Source organism: Rhodopirellula halodulae (genome assembly GCF_020966775.1).
Classification (GTDB): Bacteria; Planctomycetota; Planctomycetia; order Pirellulales; family Pirellulaceae; genus Rhodopirellula; species Rhodopirellula halodulae.
This window is the reverse complement of sequence record NZ_JAJKFV010000029.1, coordinates 268,041-292,602: the sequence shown is the minus strand read 5'-3', so window position 1 is coordinate 292,602 and position 24,562 is coordinate 268,041. Positions and strand designations below refer to the sequence as shown.

The 24,562-nt window shown below is 55.7% G+C and carries 15 protein-coding genes; 1 reads left to right on the top strand and 14 read right to left on the bottom strand.

All coding sequences use genetic code 11. The features are described from left to right. Positions 1 to 60 precede the first annotated feature (60 nt). The 3 genes from LOC70_RS14095 to LOC70_RS14085 all read right to left on the bottom strand — a co-directional run bounded on the left by LOC70_RS14095 (position 61) and on the right by LOC70_RS14085 (position 5,372). Positions 61 to 2,472 (bottom strand): hypothetical protein, encoded by a 2,412-nt coding sequence (locus LOC70_RS14095; protein WP_230254435.1) that lies wholly within the window; start codon positions 2,470 to 2,472, stop codon positions 61 to 63. A 287-nt stretch (positions 2,473 to 2,759) separates the two neighbouring features. Then, positions 2,760 to 4,757 (bottom strand): M13 family metallopeptidase, encoded by a 1,998-nt coding sequence (locus LOC70_RS14090; RefSeq protein WP_255716346.1) that lies wholly within the window; start codon positions 4,755 to 4,757, stop codon positions 2,760 to 2,762. Between the two features lie 204 nt (positions 4,758 to 4,961). After that, positions 4,962 to 5,372 (bottom strand): hypothetical protein, encoded by a 411-nt coding sequence (locus LOC70_RS14085; protein WP_230254432.1) that lies wholly within the window; start codon positions 5,370 to 5,372, stop codon positions 4,962 to 4,964. A 3-nt stretch (positions 5,373 to 5,375) separates the two neighbouring features. Here LOC70_RS14085 and LOC70_RS14080 point away from each other — a divergent pair, with 3 nt between their 5' ends. Further along, positions 5,376 to 6,548: a Gfo/Idh/MocA family protein gene (locus LOC70_RS14080; protein WP_230254430.1), complete on the top strand. Its 1,173-nt coding sequence runs from the start codon at positions 5,376 to 5,378 to the stop codon at positions 6,546 to 6,548. Positions 6,549 to 7,053: 505 nt separating this feature from the next. Here LOC70_RS14080 and LOC70_RS14075 read toward each other — a convergent pair. From LOC70_RS14075 to LOC70_RS14025, 11 genes are all read right to left on the bottom strand, one after another. Next, positions 7,054 to 8,184 carry a hypothetical protein gene (locus LOC70_RS14075; protein WP_230254428.1) on the bottom strand — a complete coding sequence of 377 codons (1,131 nt, stop codon included), beginning with the start codon at positions 8,182 to 8,184 and terminating at the stop codon, positions 7,054 to 7,056. Positions 8,185 to 8,380: 196 nt separating this feature from the next. After that, the gene (locus LOC70_RS14070) at positions 8,381 to 9,859 is read right to left on the bottom strand and encodes a serine/threonine-protein kinase (RefSeq protein WP_230254426.1); all 1,479 of its coding nucleotides are present in this window, start codon (positions 9,857 to 9,859) and stop codon (positions 8,381 to 8,383) included. Further along, a complete protein-coding gene (locus tag LOC70_RS14065) occupies positions 9,856 to 10,437 on the bottom strand; it encodes a sigma-70 family RNA polymerase sigma factor (protein ID WP_230254417.1) in 582 nt (193 codons plus the stop codon). Before LOC70_RS14065 ends, LOC70_RS14070 begins: the two co-directional genes overlap by 4 nt. 132 nt (positions 10,438 to 10,569) lie before the next feature. Further along, on the bottom strand, positions 10,570 to 13,434 hold the full coding sequence (locus tag LOC70_RS14060; protein WP_230254415.1) for a TlpA family protein disulfide reductase: 2,865 nt from the start codon (positions 13,432 to 13,434) through the stop codon (positions 10,570 to 10,572). Beyond that, on the bottom strand, positions 13,431 to 14,492 hold the full coding sequence (locus LOC70_RS14055; protein WP_230254413.1) for a prenyltransferase/squalene oxidase repeat-containing protein: 1,062 nt from the start codon (positions 14,490 to 14,492) through the stop codon (positions 13,431 to 13,433). Before LOC70_RS14055 ends, LOC70_RS14060 begins: the two co-directional genes overlap by 4 nt. Then, positions 14,489 to 15,280 carry a hypothetical protein gene (locus LOC70_RS14050; protein WP_230254411.1) on the bottom strand — a complete coding sequence of 264 codons (792 nt, stop codon included), beginning with the start codon at positions 15,278 to 15,280 and terminating at the stop codon, positions 14,489 to 14,491. The genes LOC70_RS14055 and LOC70_RS14050 overlap by 4 nt, the downstream gene beginning before the upstream one ends. Further along, positions 15,277 to 16,035: a hypothetical protein gene (locus LOC70_RS14045; protein WP_230254397.1), complete on the bottom strand. Its 759-nt coding sequence runs from the start codon at positions 16,033 to 16,035 to the stop codon at positions 15,277 to 15,279. Before LOC70_RS14045 ends, LOC70_RS14050 begins: the two co-directional genes overlap by 4 nt. Then, a complete protein-coding gene (locus LOC70_RS14040) occupies positions 16,035 to 19,319 on the bottom strand; it encodes a hypothetical protein (RefSeq protein WP_230254396.1) in 3,285 nt (1,094 codons plus the stop codon). The genes LOC70_RS14045 and LOC70_RS14040 overlap by 1 nt, the downstream gene beginning before the upstream one ends. Next, positions 19,316 to 21,577 (bottom strand): hypothetical protein, encoded by a 2,262-nt coding sequence (locus tag LOC70_RS14035; protein ID WP_315857263.1) that lies wholly within the window; start codon positions 21,575 to 21,577, stop codon positions 19,316 to 19,318. The genes LOC70_RS14040 and LOC70_RS14035 overlap by 4 nt, the downstream gene beginning before the upstream one ends. Further along, positions 21,574 to 23,637: a BatA domain-containing protein gene (locus tag LOC70_RS14030; RefSeq protein WP_230254385.1), complete on the bottom strand. Its 2,064-nt coding sequence runs from the start codon at positions 23,635 to 23,637 to the stop codon at positions 21,574 to 21,576. Before LOC70_RS14030 ends, LOC70_RS14035 begins: the two co-directional genes overlap by 4 nt. Then, positions 23,634 to 24,545 carry a DUF58 domain-containing protein gene (locus LOC70_RS14025; protein WP_230254383.1) on the bottom strand — a complete coding sequence of 304 codons (912 nt, stop codon included), beginning with the start codon at positions 24,543 to 24,545 and terminating at the stop codon, positions 23,634 to 23,636. Before LOC70_RS14025 ends, LOC70_RS14030 begins: the two co-directional genes overlap by 4 nt. Positions 24,546 to 24,562: the final 17 nt, after the last annotated feature.

The following is a 24,562-nucleotide window of genomic DNA, read 5'->3' as shown; positions in this document are numbered from 1 at the left end:
GAGACGTGGCAAAGTGATGCAATGCTTGGCGTTGTTTTTCAACAAGCAACGCGGTGAGAACTACTGCTCTTCACCGAGTTTGATTTCGAAACCGGTCCGTTCGTTGATGGTTTCGTAGAAACCGCGAATGATGTTGTTGGTTTCTTCGCTGCCCATGAATTGCGCCATGAAACGCTGTTGGGGCTGAGAGAACTGCTCCCGAAGCTGATCCATTTCAGGCTGAAACTCCTTCGGCTGAACCACGTAGATCACCGTCTGAGGAGCATTCGCGCCAACGCCAACGTTGCCCGCCTCGGTACTGAAAACGGCTTGCATGAATTCGGTTCCCACCGAGTCCAGTTCAGGAACGTTGCCGATCGTGGTTTGCATCATGCCGACCATGTCCAGCCAACTGAACGGCCCCAAACCGGTAAACAAGTTGGCCTCTTTGCCTTCAGGAATCACATCTGCCAAGGACTTTCCTTCCGTAACCGAATCCGCGATTTTCTGAGCCGCTTCGCGGGCCAATTCGCGAGCTTCCTCGGTTCGGATCGCCAAGATCACTTCGTCTTTGACCTCATCCAACTCGGGCGTGTAAGCCGGAACGTCTTTGGTCTTCCACGACACGTAGGTGCGTGCTTTGTCCAAATCGACCGAACGTTGCGGTGAGAATTCAGGTTGTGGTGGAATCGTTGATCCATCCTGCATCGCCGCACCAAACATCATGGCGTAATAAGGAGCCCCACGACGCTGAAGCGATTGCCCCAAACCAAAGGACTCGCCGACCAATTCATCGGCCACCGAAATTCGGTTGACCATTCCCGTGGTGCCGTAGCCCAAGCCCTTTTCCTCGGCGATCGCCTGCAGATCAGGACGCGTGGGAGCGTCTTCTTCGGTTGCAACACCAACCGAAACATTGCTTTCGTGGACTGACAGCTCGCTGAAATAATCACGCATCAACGCGTTGACTTCGGTCACGGTGTTGTCCAACTGGTTGCGAGCGGTCTCGGAAACCATGGCCGTGGCGATCTCGTCGCGAACCTCTTCGAAGGGCTGCGGCTTGGTTTCGTCTGGTTCGTCACCCAGTTCCATTTCATCGCTGGCCGCTTCATCGGCTGCTGCTTCATTATCTGCTGCTTCCTCGTCTGCTGCGGTCGATTCAGCCGCAGTCTCAGCGGGCTCTGCTTCCGTCTCGTCGTCTTCCTGCAACGCCGAAACCAACTGGACCGCTTCATCACGACGAATTCGCATCGAGCTGTCTTCTTCCGCGGGACCATCCGAAGTGGCTTCTTCAGCTGCAGCTTCTTCCGGAGTCGATTCTTCAGCGGGCGATTCTTCGCCAGCAGGTTCTTCGGTTGTCTTCTCTTCCGAAGCGGTTTCTTCCGTTGCCTCTTCCTTCATTTCCTCTTCGCTGGCAGGCTGCTCTTCCGTCGCAGCTTCTTCTGACTCGGGTTGTGTTTCCGCGTCAGAATCGGCGGGTTCAGCAGCTTCTTCCGCCGCGTTCTCCATTGCTTCGAGTTCGGCAGTCGCCTCTTCGGTTTCTTCCACCGGCAGTTGGAAATCACCACCAGCCAATCGTCGCTCGTACTCCGCGCGAATGGCCTCTTCCGACAACTTGGCTTTTTCGCGTTCGATGAACTCGTTCAGATCGGCGAAGACGTACTCGATCTCAGCCGAATCGGGCCGACGAAATTTGGGGGTGGGATCTTGGTCGTTTGGATAGGCCAGCAGATCCTTGCCTTCCTCGTAGACCTCGTTGATTCTTGACTGGCTGGGCGATTCGTCGGTTTTGTCGATGTACTCCGACACCAACACGCCATAAGCATCGATGGTGGCGGATTGATTGGTCTTCAAGAAATTACGCCATTGCCCCAGCGGAGTGACCACGGGCATTTGGCCATTGGTCAAACCGACCATCGAGCTACGCTGATACAGGTCCGCCAGCAAGTGCATTCGCAGTTGTTCGTACAACTGAATGGGCCCCATCTGGTTGCTGGTGAACTGCATCAGCATGCTGCCGATCTCGTTGTCACTGAGCAAACCATCCGTGTAGCGGCTGAGCCAATTGCGGATCGATGTGTCGTCCAACTCAAAGCCAGCTTTCTTGGCTTCGTTGTAAAAACGCATCGTGTTGATCGTCGCTTCGAGGCTAGGATTCGCGTCGATCCCGATCGATTGAATCTGCCCGGACTGCTGGTCGTATTGGAACCCAGGTACCTGGGGCACCCCTCCGCGACGAATGGTTTCCTGTCCCAAATCGCTGAGAAAACCAACCACGGCGCGGTGCTGCTGCGTGGTGCGTTCCACCCGACTTTGGGTCAGCGTCACACCGTCATAAACGGCCGCCACGGGATCGGAACTCGCCCCACCACCTCGGCGCAAATAGGTGTCCAGTGCAGGCAAGACGACGAACGCGAACAATGCCAACAAAGTCAACAAGACCATCAGTGGCTTGAGGTTGCGTCGAAAGATCTCGAACGGACTGCTGCTCATCGGTGGGCCCAGAAAACAAAAAATGGTTGCAAATCAAACCGCAGAGGGTATCTCCACGGGAATTTACTGGTCAAGGTGAGTTGGTTCGAGGGCGGCAACGCGACGAAGAGGCCCCTTTGGGTGAATTCCCAAGGTCCCGCGATTGCCGCTGGCAAGCTAGGCAATTCGAGCAAACTAGCTGCCCAGGTGCCGCGCCCCGTTCATCTTGGACGAGGTCGCGGCAATCTCTCACGATGTCACGGCGTCATTGACTAGGTCATCGGACAAGTCGTTGACCAGAACGCCAATCACCAGATCCGGATGCGTTCGTCCGGAGCCAAATACAACGGGTCCGTTGCGTCGATACGGAACGCTTCGTACCAAGCGTCCATGTTTCGAACGATTCCATTGACTCGATATTCGCTGGGACTGTGCGGATCGGTGATCAAACGTTTCCGCAACTCCGGCTCGCGATACAAGCGACGCCAAATTTGCGCCCATCCCAAGAAAAATCGCTGGTCACCGGTGAGCCGGTCGATGACTTTGGCGGGCTCACCCTCCAACGACAATTGGTACGCCTCGTACGCAACGCTGAGCCCCCCGAGATCGCCGATGTTTTCGCCCAACGTCAACTCGCCGTTGACGTTCATGTCTTCAAACGGCTTGAACTCGTTGTACTGATCCACCAATCCGGAGGCACGCTTTTCGAATTCCTCGCGGTCTTTGGGCGTCCACCAGTTCACCAAGTTTCCATTGCCATCGTACTTGCTGCCTTTGTCATCAAATCCATGTGACAGCTCGTGCCCGATGACGGCTCCGATGCCGCCATAGTTGACCGCGTCATCAGCCGCCATGTTGAAGAACGGAGGCTGCAAAATCGCGGCCGGGAAAACAATTTCGTTCATCGTCGGGTTGTAGTAGGCATTGATCGTTTGAGGCGTCATGTGCCATTCATTGCGATCAATCGGCCCGCCCAGCTTATCGAGCTGACGCTCCGTTTCAAAAACTGCCGCGGCAATCAAATTGGTCGCGGGGGATTCGTCGGTGATCTCTAGCTTTGTGTAGTCCTTCCACTCATCGGGGTATCCAATTTTGGTGTGGAACTGGCTCAATTTCTTCAATGCTTGCTTCTTGGTGCCTTCGCTCATCCACTCTCGCGTTTCGATGCGTTCAGCAAAGGCTCGCTTGAGGTTCTCGACCAGCTCATTCATGCGTTGCTTGGCTTCGGGAGCAAAGTGTTTTTCAACGTAGAGCTGCCCAACGACTTCGCCCAAAACACTACCGGTCAAATCGACGGCTCGCTTCCAAAGTGGTTGCTGCTCGTCGATCCCCGAGATGGTTTTGTCGTGGAATTCGAAATGCCGACGCTCGAGGTCTTCCGTCAACACCGATGCATACGCATCAATCGTATGGAACTGGAAGTAAGCTTTCCAAGCCGCCAACTCATGGCCGTCGATGATGCCGCTCAACGATTCCAGATAACTCGGTTGCCGAACCACGAAGGCGTCTTGGTCGGTCAAACCAATCGCCTTCGTCATCGCGGGAACGTCAAGGCCTTCGACGGCTTCGTTGACTTCCTGCAATGACTTTTTGTTGTAAGTCTTCTCCGGGTCGCGATTGTCGGTTTTCGTCCATTGGTTCTTTGCCAACTCGGTTTCAATCGCAACCACCTGCTTTGCCAAATCATCGGCTTGCTCAACCGACAAAGCTTGCAACATGTCGCGAACGTAGACTTGCAACGCTTCGCGAGCGGCGACGTATTGAGGATCGTCCTCCAGGTAGTAATCACGATCAGGCAGACTGAGCCCCGATTGCGTCAGGTAGACCGTGTAGGTATCGCTCGCCTTGGCATCCACGCTGACGTAGGCACCAAAAGGAGCCCCCACACCCACGCGAGACAACTGGCCCATGATCGACCCAAGGTCGTCTTTGGAATTCAGTTGCTGCACGATCTGCAACACGGGCTCGATCGGCTTCAGCCCCGACGCATTGCGTTTTTTCACGTCCAACACGCTGCGATAAAGATCGCCGACCTTCTGCGCCGGTGTTCCCTTTTCCGCTTTCTCCTCCGCAGCCTGTTCGATCAATTCGCGAACTTGCGAACGCGTCGCGTCATCCAACACCGTGAAGATCCCATAGTTGGATTTGTCCGATGGGATGGGCGTGTCCTTCAACCACTTTTCATTGGCGTGCAGATAGAAGTTGTCGCCCGGTTCGACCGTGGCACTGAACAACGATTGGTCGATTCCGGAAACCTTGGATGCGTTGGAAGCCGTTGCACTGGATGAGTTCGCAGCTTCCGCCATCGCGTTGTTGGTGATTCCGGCAAACACAGCCAATGACACGCCGGTGGAGATCCAGACACGGTGCAAGCGGCTGTAACGCGAAACGCGTTTCGACACGGCTTGAGGCAAACGATGGGTCACGAGCAATCCTTTATTTCGAAACAAGTCGATTGAAGACAAACGATTGAGGCAGACAAGCTGCACGCGGCGGCAGCCAATACGGGGTCAGTCAACGGCCAGTTCAGCCTGCATTCCGCCATCAAGATTCGCGATCATCGTCCCACAAAAAAGCACGGTTGTCAGGATCATTCCCGCGCCCCCGTGCGGCCCGATCGAATGCCCTCCGCGAGCGAGGCCGTGTGAGTCAATGCTGAGTGGTCCAATGCCCCATCGCACCACGGCAGCCGAGTAAGATGGCGTTCCCTCCCACCTTCCCGCCTCTCGACATTCTGCGAGGTCACTATGTCCCAGCCGCGAAATTCTGGTTCCCCGTCCGTTTCCCGTCGTGGATTTCAAAAAACGGCCGCAACCACCTTTGTCCTCTCCGCGGGCACCGCTCTTTCCCGTGCCCGTGCCGCCGGTTCCAACGATCGAGTCGGCTTGGGATTCATCGGGGTCGCCAACCGTGGCGGACAATTGATGAAAGCTTTCGCCGAGCACGCGGACTGCCAACCCGTCGCGGTTTGCGATGTGGATTCCCAAACGATGGATGCCGCCGCGACGAAGGCATCCGAAACAGCCGGAGAAGGCGTTTATCAAACAGGTGACTTTCGCAAGGTCCTGGAACGATCCGATGTGGACGCGGTGGTGATCGCCAGCCCGGATCACTGGCATGCTCTGCAAATGATCATGGCCTGCCAAGCGGGCAAAGACGTCTATGTTGAAAAGCCGCTCTCCGCAACGATCGTGGAAGGCCGTGCCATGGTCAACGCAGCTCGCAAGTACAAGCGTGTGACCCAAGTCGGCACGCACCGCCGCAGCAGCCCGCTGTATCAAGAACTGTCCGGCCGAGTCCAAGATGACCTGCTCGGAAAAGTCTGCGTGTCACGCGCCTATCGACTCAGCAACATGGCCCCGGCTGGCATTGGCAAACGATCGACCACCAATCCGCCCGCTCATCTGGACTGGGACATGTGGGTCGGTCCACGCGCCGAGCAACCGTACCAAGACAACATCGCTCCGTACAAATTTCGCTGGTGGCAGGACTACAGCTCGCAAATGGGCAACTGGGGCGTTCACTACTTGGACGCCATTCGTTGGTGCTTGGGTGAGGAGGCTCCCTCCAGCATCTGCGCGATGGGCGGGCGATTTGGCGTTGACGATGACCGAACGATCCCTGACACGATGGAAGTCACCTTCCAATTCGCATCGGGTCGCCTGGCGGTGTTTGGTCAATACGAAACCAGCATGAACCCAACGCTCGCCGCCGGTGAGATTGAACTGCGAGGAACACGCGGCACCGCTTATGTCTCTGAACGAGAATACGAAATCATCCCGGAACGCCGTGGTCAGTTCTCGAAACAGGATGACTTCAGCAAACCAGAGAAACGTTCCGAAGCTTCCAACAACCACGTGCTAACGGTCAAGCATGCTCGCAACTTCCTAGACTGCATGACTTCTCGCGAGATGTGTCACGCAGACATCGAGATCGGCCATCGCAGCACGACGTTCTGCCACCTGGCGAATATTTCCCAGTCACTCGGCAAACGATTGGATTGGGATGCGAAAGCCGAACGCTTCACCAATGACGAGTCTGCCAACGAGATGTTGCACTACGAATATCGGGCCCCATGGAAGTTGCCCACGGTTTAAGACGTCACCCTCCGCATTCTTGACGAATCGGGCCACACCTTCGCTTTGTCACGCTCCGAATTCTTGACGAATCCGGCTACGTCATCGCTGGGTCATCCATCAAATACTTGGCCGATCTGGCTACGTCATTGTCATGTAGGCCTGGTTCCACCTGGCGATGGTGACAAGCCGGCCCACAATGCGTTCGCGTGCGATGCCGAATCACACGTCTCGCTTTGTTCCAAAGCATCGACTGCGATCGCCAGGTACAACCTGGCCTACAAGGGAATGGTCGGCTGACACCTCATCTATTCCAGCTTGTTCTCCAGCAACTCCAAATGCTTTTGAACGCGCTGCTCGACTGCTTCAGCCATGTAGGCCAGGTTCCACCTGGCGATGGTGACACGCCATCACACAATACGCTCGCGAGCGACGTCAAATCACACGTCTCGCTTTGTTCCAAAGCATCGACTGCGATCGCCAGGTACAACCTGGCCTACAAGAAAATGGTCGGCTGACACCTCATCTATTCCAGCTTGTTCTCCAGTAATTCCAGTTGTTTCTGAACTCGCTGCTCGACTGCTTCGGGGCGGCTGAGTTCTTCGATGGACTCACTGATTTGTTGCAGTTGTTTTTCCAGTTGCTGGATGTGCAATTGTTTCATTCGGATTTGTTCGACTTCCAACTGGATGAACATGTCCTTGATTCGTTCTTTGGCTTTTGATTGATCTTCGCTGGATGCTTCCTCCAAGCCCGCATCGCTCAAACTCTCGAGCTCTTTCGCGATCTGCTGGCGAATTCTCTGAGTCTTCTCGACAACCTTTGAGATCGAAGCAATGTTGGCCGGTGGAGCGGCAAACGGCCCGTTGATGGGACGAGCACTAAACGGATCAGGCTGAGCACTGGGCGCGGGCCCCCTGGCAAACGGATCGCCGTTAGGATCGGCAAACGGGTTGCGGTTCATCAATTCTTGTGAGAAGAACAGGTCGATGCGTGGACGTCGGCCGCTGGTTTCGGATGACTCGGCCAAATCCAACGCGATCGCGACGTGTTGTTCCATGTTGGATTTCAAGGTCGCCTGGCTCCCGACCGGGACCTGCAACCAAATGCTGCTTTGGTCTTTGGAAATACTGAAGTCACTGGGCAGGAACGTCACTCGGTTCAAACCGAATCGCAGGGCTTTGAGGCGGATCTTTCGTTTCCAAGAATCGACGTCTTCTTCTTTCAATCCCTCCGGCATGCGAGCGATAACGTGCCGCTCGGGTTTGTCGGGGATTGAGAGTTTCATGTCCAAGTCGATCAAGCCAGAAGTGGGTTTTCGATACTGAACGGCGGAGACTGGCATGCCGCCCATGCCTCCCATTCCACCACCCATGGCGTGGTGTTGGGGTGGAAAACACTTCAGGACGTCCTGGACTGTCATGAAGGGTTTGGTCTCGAAGTCATAGTCGGGACCGAGAAGGATCGTGACCTTGAGAGCGAGTTCGGAAGGTGATGGAGGATCCAGCCTCATGTCCCTGTCCAAGCTACTCATCATCATCATGTCGCCCATGCCCATGTCCATTCCTCTTTGTGCCCATAGCGATCGAGTGGGCACGTCGATGCCAAGCATCAATGAGAAGACAACCGCAAACAGCAGACTCAGACGCGTGCACATAAGATTCCTCCGAGTAGGCCAGGTCTCACCTGGCGATGGTGATGGGTTTGTGATTTCGAGCAGCGAAGCGTGAACGGTTTCGAATGTGATAGGGACGACGAGGCTTGACGTCGGAGAAATGCCCGACGGAACAGTTGGGGACAACGGTTCTACTCTGGTGCGACCGATGAATCCTGCAAGATGAATCGGACAGCCGCTAAAATGTTTGATCAACATCAAGTCTTCGTTGCAGCGACTCGATCTGCTTCTGAATGAGTTCCAATTGGGAATCGATCTCGGCCAGCGAGGTCGTTTCGTTCTTCGTCGGTTCGGTCCACACCGATTCAGTGATCGGAGCCGCAAGCGCAAACTCGGGAGCGACCGATTCGGACGGAGTCGAGGACGGATGACTGGCGGGGCGTGTGAAAATGACAGGCGGTTTCGTTGCTCCCGATCGGTCCCAAAAATTGATCGCCGCCAATGGGATAGAAGCCAGAAACAGAACCGTCAATAAAATCGCGAGACGGATGTGGGGTCTTTTCGATGCCATCACTTCGCTCGGAAGAGGGTTGCTGGGTTGTTGTAAATGGGCCAAACAAGCTTCCATCAAACGTTGAGTTTCCTCCGCGGAGCCCAGCCTTGCCGCGGAGTCTTTGCAAAGCAAGCGATCCACCAACCGATCCAGCCAAACAGGAATTTCAGGCCGACTCTCTCGCATCGGCCGATGCGGATGATCCGTGATACGTCGCAGAATTCCGTAGCTGGTTTCCGATCGGAACGGCGGACGCCCCACGGTCATCGCGTACAAAACACAGCCCAAAGCGAACAAATCACTCCTCGCATCGATGGACTCTCCACGAGCTTGTTCGGGTGACATGTACTGAGGCGTTCCAGCGATGACACCCGACCGCGTAACCGTCACGTCATCTGCCGCTCTGGCCAAACCAAAGTCCGTCAACATGGTTCGATCGACCGCGGGCTCAATCAGAATATTGGCCGGCTTCACATCACGATGCACCAATCCTTGCCGGTGAGCGGCGGCAAGTGCCGCGGCGACTTGGATCCCAATCCGCAATACCTCTTCGATAGGAAACGGTCCCTCGGAGTCAATTCGCTGCTGCAAAGTTCGGCAGGGAACATAGGGCATCACCAAATACGGCAGCGTCGCCGATTCACAGACGGACAGAATGGGCATCACATTGGGATGGACGATCGCGGCGGTCGCTTGAGCTTCCCGTAGAAAACGTTTTCGAGCGGTCCCGATCGAAGCCAAATGCGGCGACATGACTTTAATCGCCACGGGGCGATTGAGTTCTGTTTGAAAGCCTTTCAAGACAATTCCCATGCCGCCGTGACCGATCACCGACAGCACTTCAAATTCCCCCAGTCGTCCCATCGCGTCGACATGGTGGCTCGGCTCCAAAAATGAAACCGCGAAGTCGGCCATCCATTCTTCGTCGTTGACTCGTAGGGCTGACGTGGGGGCCGCGGCCAAGCGATCTGATGACAAACTGCCCGAGCAGGTTTCACGCAGCAACACATCACGAATTTCGTTGGGGTTTTGAACGATCGCGTCCAAACGTGATTGGCATTGCTGACAATCACTCACGTGAGAGGTGATGACTTGGTCCGTTTGCATGTCCGCGTCTTCATCGAGCACACGACGCAACAGCTCGTCACTGGGATGAGGATTCATTTCATCACCTCATCAATCAACAGACGAATCCGACGCAAAATTCGCGTTCGGGACATGTAGATGCTACCCGGTGACACCGAGAGTTCCTCCGCGAGTGCTGCAACGCTGCGTCCTTCGATCATCGTGCCCCAGAACGCGGTCCAACTGGATGACGAGAACTCCGACTGCACCTTGCTCGCCGCCCAAACGATCATTTCGTGTTGGTACTGATTGTCCAAGACCGGATCTTCGACCGCCGGTTGCTGATCCAATTGCAACAGCGCGTCGGTACCGCCCTGCCCGCTGATCTGGCGACGTTGACGAGCCATATACTTGATCACGGTGTTTCGTGAGACTCGATGCACCCAACGACGAAATGAAGCGTCGCGTCCATCGTCCCGAAACCCGTCGACGCTGCGTGCAATTGCGATCAACACTTGCTGGGTCACATCCGCGACATGCGACGGTGGCGTTCCCTGACGTGCGACCAAGTGTTTTAGAAACGGCTCATAGGCTTCGACAAACGCCCACCATGCCGATTGGTCTTCCGCTCCGCCCAATCGAACGATCAAGCTCGGGCGAGTTTCGGGAGAATGCATGGGGACCGCCTCCAAATCAAGCAATTCGACGGCGATGACCGTCGCCTACAATCTTCAGTCCCTCATCCTGCCGGGATCTCACGCCCGTCGACAAATATTTTTATTCGCAGCCAACCAACGGAGGAAAGCCGTTCATTCCAACGTTTCGCGAATTGCCTCGGCCAATTGCTCGCCGAGCTTGGGCCCGCCACCAACGAACACCCGAGTCACGTTGCCTTCACTGTCAATCACAACGGTTTGTGGAATCGCATTGGCCTCGTAACGTCCGGCAGCAATGCCGTCGATATCCAATGCGACTTCCGGTTGGACACCGATACGCTCGAGCGTTTGACGAATGTCTTCTTCGCCCTCTTGCAAGTTGACCGCCACCAATCGCACTTGTTCCGGATCGAATTCAGAAACCGCTTCTTCGATCATGGGCATCGCCCGCAAACAGGGACCACACCACGTGGCCCAGAAATCCAACACCAACGTCTTTCCGGTTTGATCCGACACACGGAACCGATCGCCAGTCAACATCACGAGATTGAAATCGGGTGCCGGCTTACCCACCATGGCGGACCTTGTGCCCGCCGCCGCGTCCCCTTCACCACCGGAGCCTCCGATCATCGGTTCGGGAGCATTGACGAGCTTCCACTCCGAGTACGGCGAATTCGGTTGCGAAGTGTCGCTGGTCATCCCCAGCAACAACTCCTCGCATTTGGCAAACGGCAATCGTATTGGCCCTAGAAGTTCGTTTTCACCAATCAGCGTTTGATTGATCACGCTATTGGGCACCAGCGACAATCGATTTCCATCGTGCATCACGCCTTGAACGGTCAGCCGGTCGGATTCATCTGATGTCGAGACAAGGCTTTCCTCGCCGTCGTTGGTTTCTTCCTTCTTTTCATCGGAAGCGTCCTCAGCAGGAATCAACCAGATGATCTTCTCCACAACCTTGCGGGGGATCGAAAGCGTTTCCAATCGCGTTTCCACCTCGACCGATTCTTCATCCATCTGAATCAGACGACACCGCATCAAGTCTCCATTCTTAGCGACCAAGAGATGCGTTGGCGGGTCCTGCTTTCGATTGCGAGGCACGGTCAAAAGCTGCGTTCGTTGCTCCGCATCAACGGTGAATGTTTCCGAATCGCCCAACAAATGAATGGCACGAATTTGTTCACGCGGCAGGGTTTGTTTTTTGGTCAGCGCTGATTTGAACAAGACCTCTGTTTCATTGATCGAAAGCACGCGACCGGGCAGCACTTCGCCTGTTTTCAAATGGATCGGCTTCCCTGCCAGGACATCAAGCGTTCGCTGGGGATCAAAGACTCGATTGAAGACTCCCCACACCGGCTTTTTTTGTTGCTGTTGAACTCTTTGCGCGACTCGCTGTTGTGCCTGCTTGGCCCGTTCAGCGTTGACCCGTTCTTGAAACGCGGTCATCTGCGATTCCATGGGCGTGGTGACCGTGACGGCTTTTGGTTGCAACAAGACCTTGCCCTTCATCGTTGGCAACATCACCGAAGGCTCAGAACCAGCCGGTCGAAAGCTCATCGGAGTGACCGACGTCTCCGGTTCAACATCCTCCAATTTGCCATGCAGCCTCGTATCAGCCGACTCCAGACGCATCATCCCAACGATCCGATTTCGCAACGGTTCTTCCGTGACAAAATCGACCGCCTCGATGTTCTTCAATGGGAATGTCATCTCTTCGCCGGTGATGGTTGCGGCCAATCGCAACGCGTCATCGGTCACGCCTTCGAGAGTTCCGGTAACTCGCAGCCCGTCGAATGACTTGAGCTGTAAACGATCATCTTCGGCACGCTCCTCGGCGGATGCTTCCGCGTCGGTCAATTGTTCCCACACCTGGATTTCATTCGCAGGAACGACTCGCTCGCCATCGTCCTCCGAAAACACCCATCCATCGTCTTGCACTCCGGTCCATTCTGCTCGGATGGCTGATCCGTCGACCAAGTGCACAACGCCATCTCCACCATCAGCCGCCGCCGATTCTGCTTGCGACTCGGATTCCGGAGGCGTGAGACTCGACGCATGCATCACTTTCAACGAGTGAACTCGGAACTTCCCCTCCACGTTTCGAAACAGGATTCCTGTTTGAGCGATCCGCGGTTCTTTGATGGGCAACGTGTAATACGATAGCGTCTTGCCTCGCATCGATTCAATCATCACCTGCCGCTTGGTTTGATCGATCTTCAATGTCACCTGCAGCCGGTTACCCAAGTCCTTGACTTTCGCAATGGATTCCACGCCCGCCAACGTGCCATCCTCCCAGACAGCAACCGTGTCTTCATCCCAGACTTCGATGTGGAACGCGTCCGCCCAAGTGTTTTCCGCATTGAGGGGATCCACTCCGACCGCGATCACGAAGTTCGGCTGCCCTTCCCATGATACGTCCAACTCGACCCTGGCAAGCGAAGGCAATTGCAAATCACGGAACAGCGTCGCGTAAGTCGACTGCGTTTCCAACACACCGCTGGATTCACTCCAATCTTCGATCGAGCCGCTGGACTGCCATTCCTCACGCGATCCCGGTCCGTGATACACCAAGGCTTCGCCATCGTTCCACTGGCGGATTTGACGCACCGCGTTCACGGGCAAGGTTGTTTCCTGATCGCCTAGCCGCACCCGCAACGGGTCGCCGAATTCCAAAACGTCACCGTACAGCCGATCGCCGTTTGCCAGTTCAAACGCAAACCGCCCCTTGGCGAACTCGGGCGTCTCCAGCATTGGAAACGACAGCGACATCAGTGACTTCAACGGAAACTCAAACGGCGTCGCGAAATCCGGGTGACGCCATCGCAGTGTGCTGACCGAACCAGAATCCACGGCGTCCGTGGCTGCGAATTTTCCGGTGACGTAGTCGTCGTTGTGCAATCGCAGAACGCCAAGCGAAGGCTCCGCACCACCGACCGAAACGGCGTCCACCGCGCAGCACGCGAAAACTACACTGGCAATGCAGCTCTTTAACCATGCAAAACGCTCAAATGATTTCATCGTTCGTAAATCGGCAAAAAGCGAAAGTTGAGCGCCATGGCGAGAAGTGACAAAGAGGTCTCAACGGTAGTTCCGTAATTGCCGGAGAAGCTGCCATCTTCGTTCTGGCTGTTTTTCATTTGTCGAATCAACTGCCCGTTCCATTTTTCCCAGACCTCGACGTCGCCTTGAAACAACGCTTGGGCCTGATAGTAGTTGCCGTAACTCTGATAGACGCCCCCGGAAACGTCCATTTGATTGGTCAACGCGGTCAGGGTGGCTTTGAATTCAGGCATGTCTTTCCGTCGCGAAACGGCATAGACCAAACATCCAATCGAGATGCGTGGCGTCGAGTGACTGAACCCACCCAAGCCCGCGTAGGCCACCTGCCCAGAATCGCTGGTCATGGATTTGAAGTAGGCCACCCCACGATCAATTGCCTCATCGGGCACTTTGATCCCCGCGTTGCGAGCCGCCAGCAAACCGACCATCACCGCACCGCTCACTGAGGTGTCCGCATCTCTCGCGTCGGCACCATAACGCCAGCCTCCATAAGAGTTTTTCTTCTGTGATGTCACCGCCCCACGAACGGCCAACTCCAAAGCTTCCCCCAACGAACGCTTCATCGTGCTACTTCCACTGTTCAGCAGCCGTTCATTGACAACACCATAGGCCTCCGCGAGAGCGAGCATGGCAAAGCCATGGTTGTACATACTCGCGTGCCCGGTCATCCCGCCCAAGATCCCTGAATTGGGATCCTGCGAGTTGACAATGCTACGCAACCCACGACGAATGTTGCCGCTGTAGATCCCGTAATTTGGATCTTCACCCGATGCCAAAAAGGTCATCACGGCCATGCCCGTCACACCCGGCCCCGTGTAACTCCCATCACCCCATTCGCCGGATTCGCTTTGCGATTTGGCAAGGAAATCCAATCCCTTCTCATACATCTCACGAACATCGCGAGGCACCACGTCGCCCAATTGTGCCGTTGGCAACTGGGCGGAAGCCTCTGACAAACAGAACGCAAACGCGAACGCCAGCGTGGCTACGCAACGGCTTTTGCATCGCAAATTCATTGAATCACTCCATCGCGTTGAAGTTGTCTCTCGTAGCCTTGTCCGCGGCGAGAGAGAGTCTGAACCGCCGCTATCTGGTCGTCGTCCAAGAATGCTTCCCACGACTTCGATTCACATTTGAAAACCCCATAGTTGATCAACATGTCCGCATGCTGCCGGGAAAGGTCCGCCGATGCGTGAGGTTCGATCTGCGCGATTACCAAGTCAGAGAACCTCTCCTGCTGTTTCGCGGTTAGTGCCAGCCCCCTTCCCGTCGTCGCAGCGAACAGCCGGACGCGGACCTTCCATGCTTCGATCGCCTCGAGCTTGATCTGAGCGTTCATTTCCTTCGTTTGCTCGCGGGTCATCACACCCTTCTTCACCTTATGCAGCAAGGAATCGTTTCCAAACAACCCTTCGGAAAGCTCTTGCTGCAACGGCTGAGCCAACATGTAAGCCTCGTTCACAAAAGCCTGTTGATTCTTGCCGTCCATTTGCATGAACTCACGGCGTGCTTCATTGACCCGGTCAAAGAATCGTTTGACGTCTCCGCGTCCCGCTAGCCGAAGAGCTTCTTTCTGTTCTTCAGAAAGGGGAGCCGATTGTTCGATTCGCACAAACTCCAACTCAATCTTCTCGAGCAAGCTTTTTCGGCACTGAGTTTCATCTCGCCCGTGGCTTTGAAACATCCAACTGTCGAACTGACGAAGATCAATCTGAACTTGTGCCACACACGACGTGGCCGCCGCATCCACCATAAAAAGGAAGAGCGTCAGACACGCAATCACCATTCGGCTCGCGAAAGTCATTGCAACCAATCCTCGTCCAGGCTGATCTGCGAACCCGAAACCATCACACTCATCGAGACCTGTTGAAACGAACTCCAAGCTGCCTTTTGTTCCGTGGTCAACGTTTCGCGAAGGAGGCCGCTGGGAATGATCGGAACAAACTGAGGGTTGTTCAAATAATTCCAAACCCAGTTGATGTCCAAAGACTCCCATTCTTCTAAGAACACGTCGCGGAGTTTCTTTCGCTGACGTTCACGCAAGAAGACCTTCGAATGCACCAGATGAACCAAACAATCTGCTGCGGCCTCTTGTTCCGCGCGTTGTCGCTGCGATGACTCACGCGTGTACTTCTGGTGCTGAGCCTCTGTCAAAATCAGCGGGAGGTACTCCTCTGCGTCTTGACGGACACGCTTGACGGGATCCCCTTTGAACGACACACCATTCACGCCTCGATAGTGCACCTGTGCCACACGGATGACTTGGTTTTGCGGCGCAACCAAGTCGTTCATCTCCTCAAACGCCTGCTCCGCCGATTCAACCACCATCTCCAATTGTTCATCACTCAGGTCACAGACTCGTTTGATGAATGAGATCTCAGCGTTCACGTACGACTTCAGAACGGCCGGCGTTTTGGGTGGATCGCCTTCCGCCTCTTGTTCATTGACCTGAACAGCTTCCACCAGCTCAACCAGTTGATTCTGAGCCTCAGCGGACGACGTCCATGACTGCGAGACAAACATCCACAGCAGCATCCCGATCGTGAACCGTGGCCACATCAGGTGCCTCCCAAGCGGCTGAAATACTGATCCAAACCACGACGAAATTCTTCCGGCAATTCGACGCCGGTGTCACCAGTGGACTGCGTCACGTTCTTGTTCTCACGAATTTCTTTTTCGTTGCGACTCTTTCCGAGCAACGCCAAAGCAGAATCGTTGCTGTTTCCTCCGCCGGAGCCACCACCCGGTGAACTGCCGCCACCGCCGCCACCTTTCGGATTGATGCGTTTGGATCGCAAAAGCAATTCAATCGCTTCGGTTTCCGCGGCGATGGCCGGCGAACCGGTCTCCGCTCGTTGCAGAATGGATGCGGCATCGGTCATCACCACGTCCACGGCCGACAGCATCTTCAGTTCTTTGCCGAAGTGTTTGGTCGCATCGGGAAGCTCTTTGATGCGAGCCAGCACATCCACCACTCGTTCATTGATTTCGGACTGCGTCTTGGACAGTGCCTCTGAGGTCGCTTGATGCTGTTTGGCATCCACCGCCTCTTTGGCTTGCTCCGCAACGCGAGTTTCATCCCGCAGGTTGACCTCGGATTCGAGGATTTGCAAAACGTCACGAACAATCGACGGCGGCAGGCTCTCCGGCGACTTCCCGCCAGGACAACTTCCGTTGCAAGCGGGATCCACCAAATTCTCCGCCCATCGATCCAACGAATCGGACCAGAACTCACACTGAGCCACCGAGATCCCCTGCTGCTTTTCAATTGCCGTCGATAGTTGACGCAGTCCACCAATCACATCCTCGGACTTCATCTCATCCAACGTGACTTTGAACTGAGTCAATCGACGCCGCTCGAAATAAGCTTCCATGTCATCCATGATGTAGGAAACCTGCTCTGTGCTCTCTTGCTCGGTCCCCTGCAATTCTTGGAACACCCCCATCACTTCATCGGTGATACGAGGTTTCTGCTGACCAAACGCGGGTTCCAAATGATTGGTCAAACGTTTGGCGATCAAGTTCTGTTTTCGCGATTCAGCCTTCAAACGCTTGACCAGCGTACTGCCTTCCAAGTTCGCCAACACCAGGTTCAGTTCGTCCGCGATTTTGTCGAACTCGTCGAGCAATTCCTTCTGTTCGGTGATCGCCTGGTTCATTTTCAGCGGTTCATCCTTGTTGGACTCTTGATCCGATGGCTGGCTTTTGCCCATCACGGTGGTCTGAGCCAAACGCAACGCGGGGTTGCTAGGTTTCTTCGGACCGCCCGCTGTGCCTTTGCCTTCGTCAGGTGAGTTCGCCGACGATTCCATGTCCGCGATCTGAGGTGCTTCCCGTGGCTTTGGACCGGGGTGCTTGGATGTTTTGGCCCCTGGACCGGGTCCACCCGCACGGCTTTGTCCCGCCTTGGGACCACCTGGTTTGCGAGGTCCACCAGCCGATGCCAACTTGGGTGCCTCCTTCGATGCATCGTCCAACAAATTGGCCACACTGGGCATGCGGTTTTCCGATAGGTCCTGCAACACCTGCAACATCTCGGCCCAGCGTTCCAAGTGCCCCACTCCGATCTCTGGGTTCTTCGACGCGGCCAACACCAACTCATCACCGAGTTGCCCCAACCGATCCAGCCGACGTCCATTGGAACGCTCGGCGGATGCCTGACGCTCGATATCGCGTTGATGCTGATCAAGATTGATCTCATCCGCCGTCAACGACCGCAACTCTTTGTTCTTTTCATGCAGTTGGCGTTCCCGATCGCGAACATCGAGGGCCTGACGATGCCATTTGCTCAATTGCTCCGTCATCCAAATCGCATGTTGCTCCGGCGTTAGCACGTACAACAAATAGGGCGGCGAAACCACTCGCGAACGATCCGGCAAGTAGTCTTCCGCCCACACCTGCAACTCGATGGGCTGAGCGGGAATGCCGAGTGACTTTGCTGAAAAAGTCCCCAACGCTTCAACGCTGTCTTTGTCCGGTCCGCCCGCCGCCAAGGCACGCTCGCCCACCGCCGGTTCCTGCACCGCCCCAACATCCAATCCTTTCCACTGAATGCCGATCCGACGAATCCCAAAGTCGTCGTTGGCGCGAACTTGGAAGCTAAGCGTTTCAGAGTCCAACACGACCGCCTGTCGATCCAGCCCATCGCAGATCAATGTGGGAGCCTCATCATCGACGGCTTCGATCGAAAGCGTGAACGGTTCTCGCCCGGTCAGTCCCATCTGATCACGCCATTGAAATTGCAACTGGGCAATGTCATTGGCCTTCACCGGTGCACTCGCCAATTGCGGACCATTCACGGGTCGTGTCTTTTCATTCACAGACCCATCGGCCAATTCGCGATTCGCGATGGCGGTGACCACAGCTTGGCTGCCTCGGACGACCGACAACGAACCGCCACGCGTGTTGATTTCACGCGACTCGGTTTGCTGTAGATAATCAGGCAACTGAATATTCGCGACGATGCCAGACAGCTCGGGCCGCAGCGTCGGTTTCAAAGTCACGGTTTGTTGAACGTCACCAACGTTCAACGACATCGGTTGTTCGCTGAGTTGTGGTGGAACCGCAAACGCGTAGCCACCATCTTTCAATGTCCCGCGAATCGTTTCCTGTTGGCCGATATGCAATTCAGCCGATTCGGGTTGCCAACGCGAGTCGGCGTGCAGAGCGACCGGCAGCACAACGGGTTCACCGTGCGGGATGTAAACGTCTTCATTTAGCGGTTCGATCCGAGTGAATGTGTAGCGAGGCGTCGCGGACCACGGGGCTATCAAACGAACCAGTGCGTTGCCACTGGCCGCTGGATACAGCACCGCGAGCATGCCCATGACCAACACCACCAACGTCGCGATCGAGGCCCACAATTTGTAACGAGAATCAGGAGCCGCCTCGCGAAAATCTTGTCCCGCCGCATCGTTGGCGACTTGGGCCATTGCCGCTTGGCACAACTCCGGTGAACGGGCTTGTTCGGATGAGTTATGCGTCAACTCGATCACGCCGAGCAACCGGTCGCCGATCGCGGGTTTCTTCTGACTGAGCAATCGTGCCAATGGCTCCAAGGCTTGATGCTGAATCACCCATTTTCGAATCGCCCATGGTACGACTCCCAACAAAGCCAAACCGCTCAGCCAAAGCACGCCCCGAAACAAAGCCGGCGTGTTCGTCAGGCGATCCACTGCGTAAACGATCAGGAACGCGGCTCCCAATCCAGCCACCACCATGGCGATGGCTTCGGTCAATTTGATCTGCCGGACACGACGCCGATACGCCAACAACTGCTTTTGCAGCGAATCAGGAATCCGCAGATGATCCTGCGCCGGCGTATGGTTGTCTGCAATCTTCATATCAATCCGACTCCTTTGCGACCGATCCAAAACAATGCCAACAAAAGGATGAAGCCGCCCACCACAACCGGGTGACTCCACAAAGCGATGCGACGTATCGCTGGCGGGCGATCCGGCATCGCCGATAACCACGCCACGATGTCATCCACACGGTCTATCGTAAAAACTTGACCGTTGGTGATGCGAGCAATTTCTTGTAAGACTTCTGGACGAGCCGGTTTGCCGATCTGCTCCAGAGCCACGCCTTGAGCAAAGATCGTGGTCTCCAGCGAGTCGCCGGTTTCCTTGCAAAACAGGGTCAACTTGTGCTCCCCTGGCTCCTTGGGCGTGAACCGACCCGCGAAAGCTCCCCAGGCTTCTCCCGAGGATTCGAGCTGAATCGTCTGCGTTTTGCCTTGTGGCGAGACGACCTGCAGCGTGACTTCGCCACTTGATAGTGGCTCGCCGCTTTTCTCCATCACGTTCGCATTGACGCTCACCGTTTGGCGAACTTGAGGCTGTTCGGGCGAATAGTACAAACGCATCGTTTCGCCCTGGGCCATGTTTCTGCGGTACGCCATCCAGCGAACCACCTGTCCCCAGAACCGATAGTGGTACAAATCCTCGACGCCCTTTCGCCAACGCCAGGCACCATCGGTCCCCATGAATAACACCTTGCCGGCACCGAATGTTCGGGTGACCAACAACGGCAGACGGCCGAAACGATTGGATGCATCTTGGTGGACCAATAGCGTTTCTGAACCAGGCTTGGCCGCCAGGATGGGTGCGTACCACTGGAAGCCAGGCAGATTGCCCCACACTTCCAAATTTTCATCGGCGGTGTCGGCCAGTTTCGTCAGCAAACTTCGTCGGCCAAGTTGCGTCAGCTCAAAGTGCTGCGGCGTTCGCGAACCCCAACCACCGGGCTGCGCCTCGTCCAATGTGACAGGCATCAATTCCCTCAAAGGCGTTTCCAGCAATTGGAACTGGCGTCCTTCCCAACCCGGCATGAACACCAAACCGCTGGCTTGTTGTTCGACCAATCCATGCAGCCACTCGCATTGCTCCATCGTCAGTTGATCGTCTTCAAATCCGACGTCACCCAAAAACACGACATCAAACTTAGCAAGCTCTTCTTTGGTTGCCGGGAACGCCGCGATGTAGTCCGCATTGCCACCACCGCGGGAATCCAAACGAGGATGGTAGAGCAAGCAGGAGACTTCCACCCCCGGATCACGCGACAACGCATTGCGAAGATAGCGATACTCCCAACGCGGAACCGACTCAATCACCAGCACGCGCAGTTTCTCTTCGCGAATGGAAATCGGAGCGGTCAGTTCATTGTTGTCACCCCGAAGCTCGCTGGACTGTTTGCTGACCGTCAATGTCAACGTCTCGTCCCCCAGTTCTTCGGGCTGCCAATCGATCGCGTCGTTGGTCCGTCCCATCGCAGCGATCCGAACGTCCTTGGTGATGGTCTCGCCTTTCGATGTGGTCATCGTGACCGAGGCAACATGGTCACGTGGCAGAGAGCTTTCAATGGAAAACGGAATGCGAACTCGCTTTCCACCAATTGCAAAGGTCGGCACATCAAAGCTCAGTAGTTCCACATCGGGCAATCGTTCTTCACTACCCACGGGAACCGTGAACACCGGAACGCCCATCGAACGCAATCGCCCGGCCGCACGCACCGGAGCGCCACCTTGATTCCAATCCCCATCGGACGCCATCACCACGCCCAGCAAATTGGGATGCTTCTGCACCACATCTAACAGAGGCCCGGACAGGTCCGTCCCTTTGTCGGCAGTCACCTCGGCGGACGCAACGTCTTTGCCACCCGGGTTGGAAATGGGACTGATCTTGGTCGGGTCAGGCGTGGCGACTTTGGTTTCCGCGAAAGGTTCGATGATGACATCGGCACGGTCAGCCAGCGATTGCCAAGCCTCCGTTCGGGTCAACGACTCGATCGATTCTTTGCGGGACTGCAATTCCGTTTGCATCACATCGCGAGTCGCCATGCTACCCGAATCGTCCCACAACACCGCCACCACGGGTTTGTCATCGGGAACGTATTGCTCCACCCATTCCGGACCGCCCAACAACACAACGGCCAACGTCACCGCCAATAGTCGAACGACTTCCAAGAACACAGTGGCTTTGCGCCAACGCGTTCGCACGCAGGCGAGAACGCCAAACACCAACGTCAACAGGATCACCAGCACCGCGATGGTGACAGTCCAGGGTGTCCAAGCAAACGAGAGAGACTGCGATTCCATCACGTCGTGATTCCCCCAAACTTGGGCGACGCGGTCTCCGCGGATCGGCGAGGCAAACACAAAATGGCTTCCCCCACCATCGCGATCAGCATCAGGATCAAAAATGCTCGCCAAACCTCGTCGACTAACGAACTGGTTTCACCGCCTGATTGGCTGACACGTTCCAACACCAAACCTTGAAACAGTTCATCCACCTGATCGGTACTGAGCCGCCCCGGCGAATCTTCGGCTTGCGAACGGTTGATTGCGTTGAAGCGATCCGCATCGGCATACACACCTGCGGAAAAAGCATGTTCGGTGGACAAGGCGTCTTTCTTCCCTTGCACACGGCGCCAGTTCGAAGCGGCATCGACATTCACGGCACCGGCGTCGTAGCGACCGGTGTTCGCCAACGATTCGGCTCCCGCGATCAACGCACGTTGGATCATCACATACAACACGATGCCGTCCGACGACAGCGAACTGTCCAGCGAGACCGGCGTCGTTCCGCAGAAATAGACACCTCCTTTTTCCGTGGGCACTCGCACCAACACGGGCTCATCGTTGGATAACTTCGCCAGCGTTGTCGTCTCACCCGACATGGAAGCCAAACGGCGCACGACCAATTTGCCAACTGGCAAGGACATCCCCGCGAGGGTTTTGCCCAACAAGTCGTTTTCGCCTCGCCAACTGGAGATCGTCACGTCGTCGCCCAGCTTGGTCCAATTCTCATACGAGACACCAAACAACTCATCGCTTGCGTTGGGGTTCTCGGAGGGGAAAAAGATCACTCGCCCGCCTCGATCCAAGAATCCTTGCAATCGCTGACGGGTACTCTCGTGTTTCGCTCCGGTTGGCAAAGAAGCCTGCCACAAGATCAATGCCGTTTCGCCCCAAGCAATCGCGGGAACTTCGCTGGTCGTGATCACCTCGGCCGATGCCTCCGAACTGGCGTCGGAACTGATCCCTGCGGCCAAACTCAAAACTTTCGCGACCTCTTCGTTCTCAGAGACAATCACACTGCGACGTGGCGGCGGTTGATCGAATGCGAAGTAAAACGTGTTGTCCGCGTTATTGCCATCGGCTGGCAAGGAGACGTGCCCGTATCCTCGCTCTTGATCGCTGCCCAACGGAACGCGGACTTGAGAGAACTCACCCGACGCGGACTCCAGTGGCAACTCCACAATGGACTCCGCCCCGGCCAAATCCATTCGCACGGAAGAGGATTGCTTCGAAGCATCCGGCGGATCCTCTTCGCTGGATGAGTTCTGGATTTTTCCTGAGATCCATAATTCACGCTCATCACCTTCCCCACGCACCTGCAACTCATCGATGCGAATGGATCGGTTCAGCTGGTCGGAACCGGACACCGACAACAATCGAAATCGAACGCGGCGGCCAAGTGGGGCCAGGGCTTCGCGAAGCGATGGCCAACGTCCATCCCGTGCCTGCCAATCCGTCTGCTGACCATCCGAGCAAATCCATACATCGGTTTGCCCCATCGAATTGGCTTGGATCGTGTCCAAAGCCGCCAGCATCATCGCCGGGATATCGGCCGACGCATCCGACGGGCCGGTTTGAGGCACTTCCAACAATTCTTCCGGCGACGCCAATTCGCGAGCCGCTTGTGTTTCGGATGCCAGAACAGTGTTGCTATCGATTAGCCACAATCGTTGCACACCCAAGGTATCCAACGTTTCCGCGATTTGGGCGACGCCGGCTTCTAATTTCGTTCTCGCTCCACCGGCGGCGTTGGCGCTCATCGAGGGCGAACGATCCAGCAAAACAATCGTGTTGGCGGAGGCACCGCCGCTGAGACTGCCGATCAAGCCGCCTCCCAAGGAACCGCTGGCCAAAGGTCGTCCAATCGCAATGATTAATGCCAACAAGACCATCGTTCGCAACGCCAAAATGGCCCACTGACGAATCTTGGCGTATCCCCGGTTCATCCGGTTCGCGGCCAGCAAGAACATCATGGCGGCCCACTGCGTCGTTTGATACCGACGCTGATTGATCAAGTGGATCACGATCGGCAACAAAGCGATCGGCAGTGCGAACAACATCCATGGCTGTAGAAAACTCATCGTCCCCCCTTTGCCATGGCACGCCGAGTTAAGAAATTCGTTAACACTTCGGGATAGGGCTGGTCGATGCTGACACGCAGATAGTCGATACCCGATGAAGAAACGATCTCCTGCACCCGTTCCAGATACCCACGCAACGCCTCGTGGTAACGGGCCGCAATCTCGCTTGGTTCTGCAAAGATCGCCGTGCCTCCTTCCATGTCTAAGAAACGGGTCGGTCTCGAGAACTCAAAATTCAGTTCCATGGGATCAAGCAAGTGAAACAACGACACATCGTGCTTCCGAAATCGCAAATGCTCCAAACAGTTCCTGAGCGGATCCGGATCCACGAAGAAGTCTGAGATCACGATCACCATCGCAGCTTGCGCCGTGGTTTCAGCCAGCTCATGCAGGACCTCCACCAAGTGCGTTTCACCTTGGCAACGAGCGACTTCCAACGTGTCGAAAATGTTCTTGAGGTGCGCAGGATTGCGTCGAGCCGGCAGATGATGGGTGATGCCGTTGGCCACGCACGACAATCCCACCGCGTCGCCTTGCTGCACCGCCAAGTAGCCAATCGCCGCAGCGATCCGGCGAGCGTACTGAAGTTTGGTCAGCTCCCCCGATCCGTAATCCATCGAACCGCTGGTGTCCAAAACCAACTGCAAACGCAAGTTTGTATCGGCTTCGAATTCTTTGACGTAGTAACGATCGGTTCGTCCATGTGCCCGCCAATCCAATCGTCGCAGATCGTCGCCCGGAACGTATTTCCGATACTCAGCAAACTCGACACTCGCACCACGCATCGGGCTGGTGTGCCGACCGGAGACATTCCCCCGCATCGCTCGACGAGCAAACAACGGCAACCCAGCCAAGCCTGCTAAGACAGCCGGATCCAAAAATTCGCGAGGAGTGTGTTGTTCGGACAAAAGAGTGCTGAGTGCTG

Coding starts and splice junctions, on each gene's coding strand:
- LOC70_RS14095 (WP_230254435.1), bottom strand. CDS start 2,472: ATGAGCAGCAGTCCGTTCGAGATCTTTCGACGCAACCTCAAGCCACTG.
- LOC70_RS14090 (WP_255716346.1), bottom strand. CDS start 4,757: ATGGCGGAAGCTGCGAACTCATCCAGTGCAACGGCTTCCAACGCATCC.
- LOC70_RS14080 (WP_230254430.1), top strand. CDS start 5,376: ATGAAAGCTTTCGCCGAGCACGCGGACTGCCAACCCGTCGCGGTTTGC.
- LOC70_RS14075 (WP_230254428.1), bottom strand. CDS start 8,184: ATGTGCACGCGTCTGAGTCTGCTGTTTGCGGTTGTCTTCTCATTGATG.
- LOC70_RS14070 (WP_230254426.1), bottom strand. CDS start 9,859: ATGAATCCTCATCCCAGTGACGAGCTGTTGCGTCGTGTGCTCGATGAA.
- LOC70_RS14065 (WP_230254417.1), bottom strand. CDS start 10,437: ATGCATTCTCCCGAAACTCGCCCGAGCTTGATCGTTCGATTGGGCGGA.
- LOC70_RS14060 (WP_230254415.1), bottom strand. CDS start 13,434: ATGAAATCATTTGAGCGTTTTGCATGGTTAAAGAGCTGCATTGCCAGT.
- LOC70_RS14055 (WP_230254413.1), bottom strand. CDS start 14,492: ATGAATTTGCGATGCAAAAGCCGTTGCGTAGCCACGCTGGCGTTCGCG.
- LOC70_RS14050 (WP_230254411.1), bottom strand. CDS start 15,280: ATGACTTTCGCGAGCCGAATGGTGATTGCGTGTCTGACGCTCTTCCTT.
- LOC70_RS14045 (WP_230254397.1), bottom strand. CDS start 16,035: ATGTGGCCACGGTTCACGATCGGGATGCTGCTGTGGATGTTTGTCTCG.
- LOC70_RS14040 (WP_230254396.1), bottom strand. CDS start 19,319: ATGAAGATTGCAGACAACCATACGCCGGCGCAGGATCATCTGCGGATT.
- LOC70_RS14030 (WP_230254385.1), bottom strand. CDS start 23,637: ATGAGTTTTCTACAGCCATGGATGTTGTTCGCACTGCCGATCGCTTTG.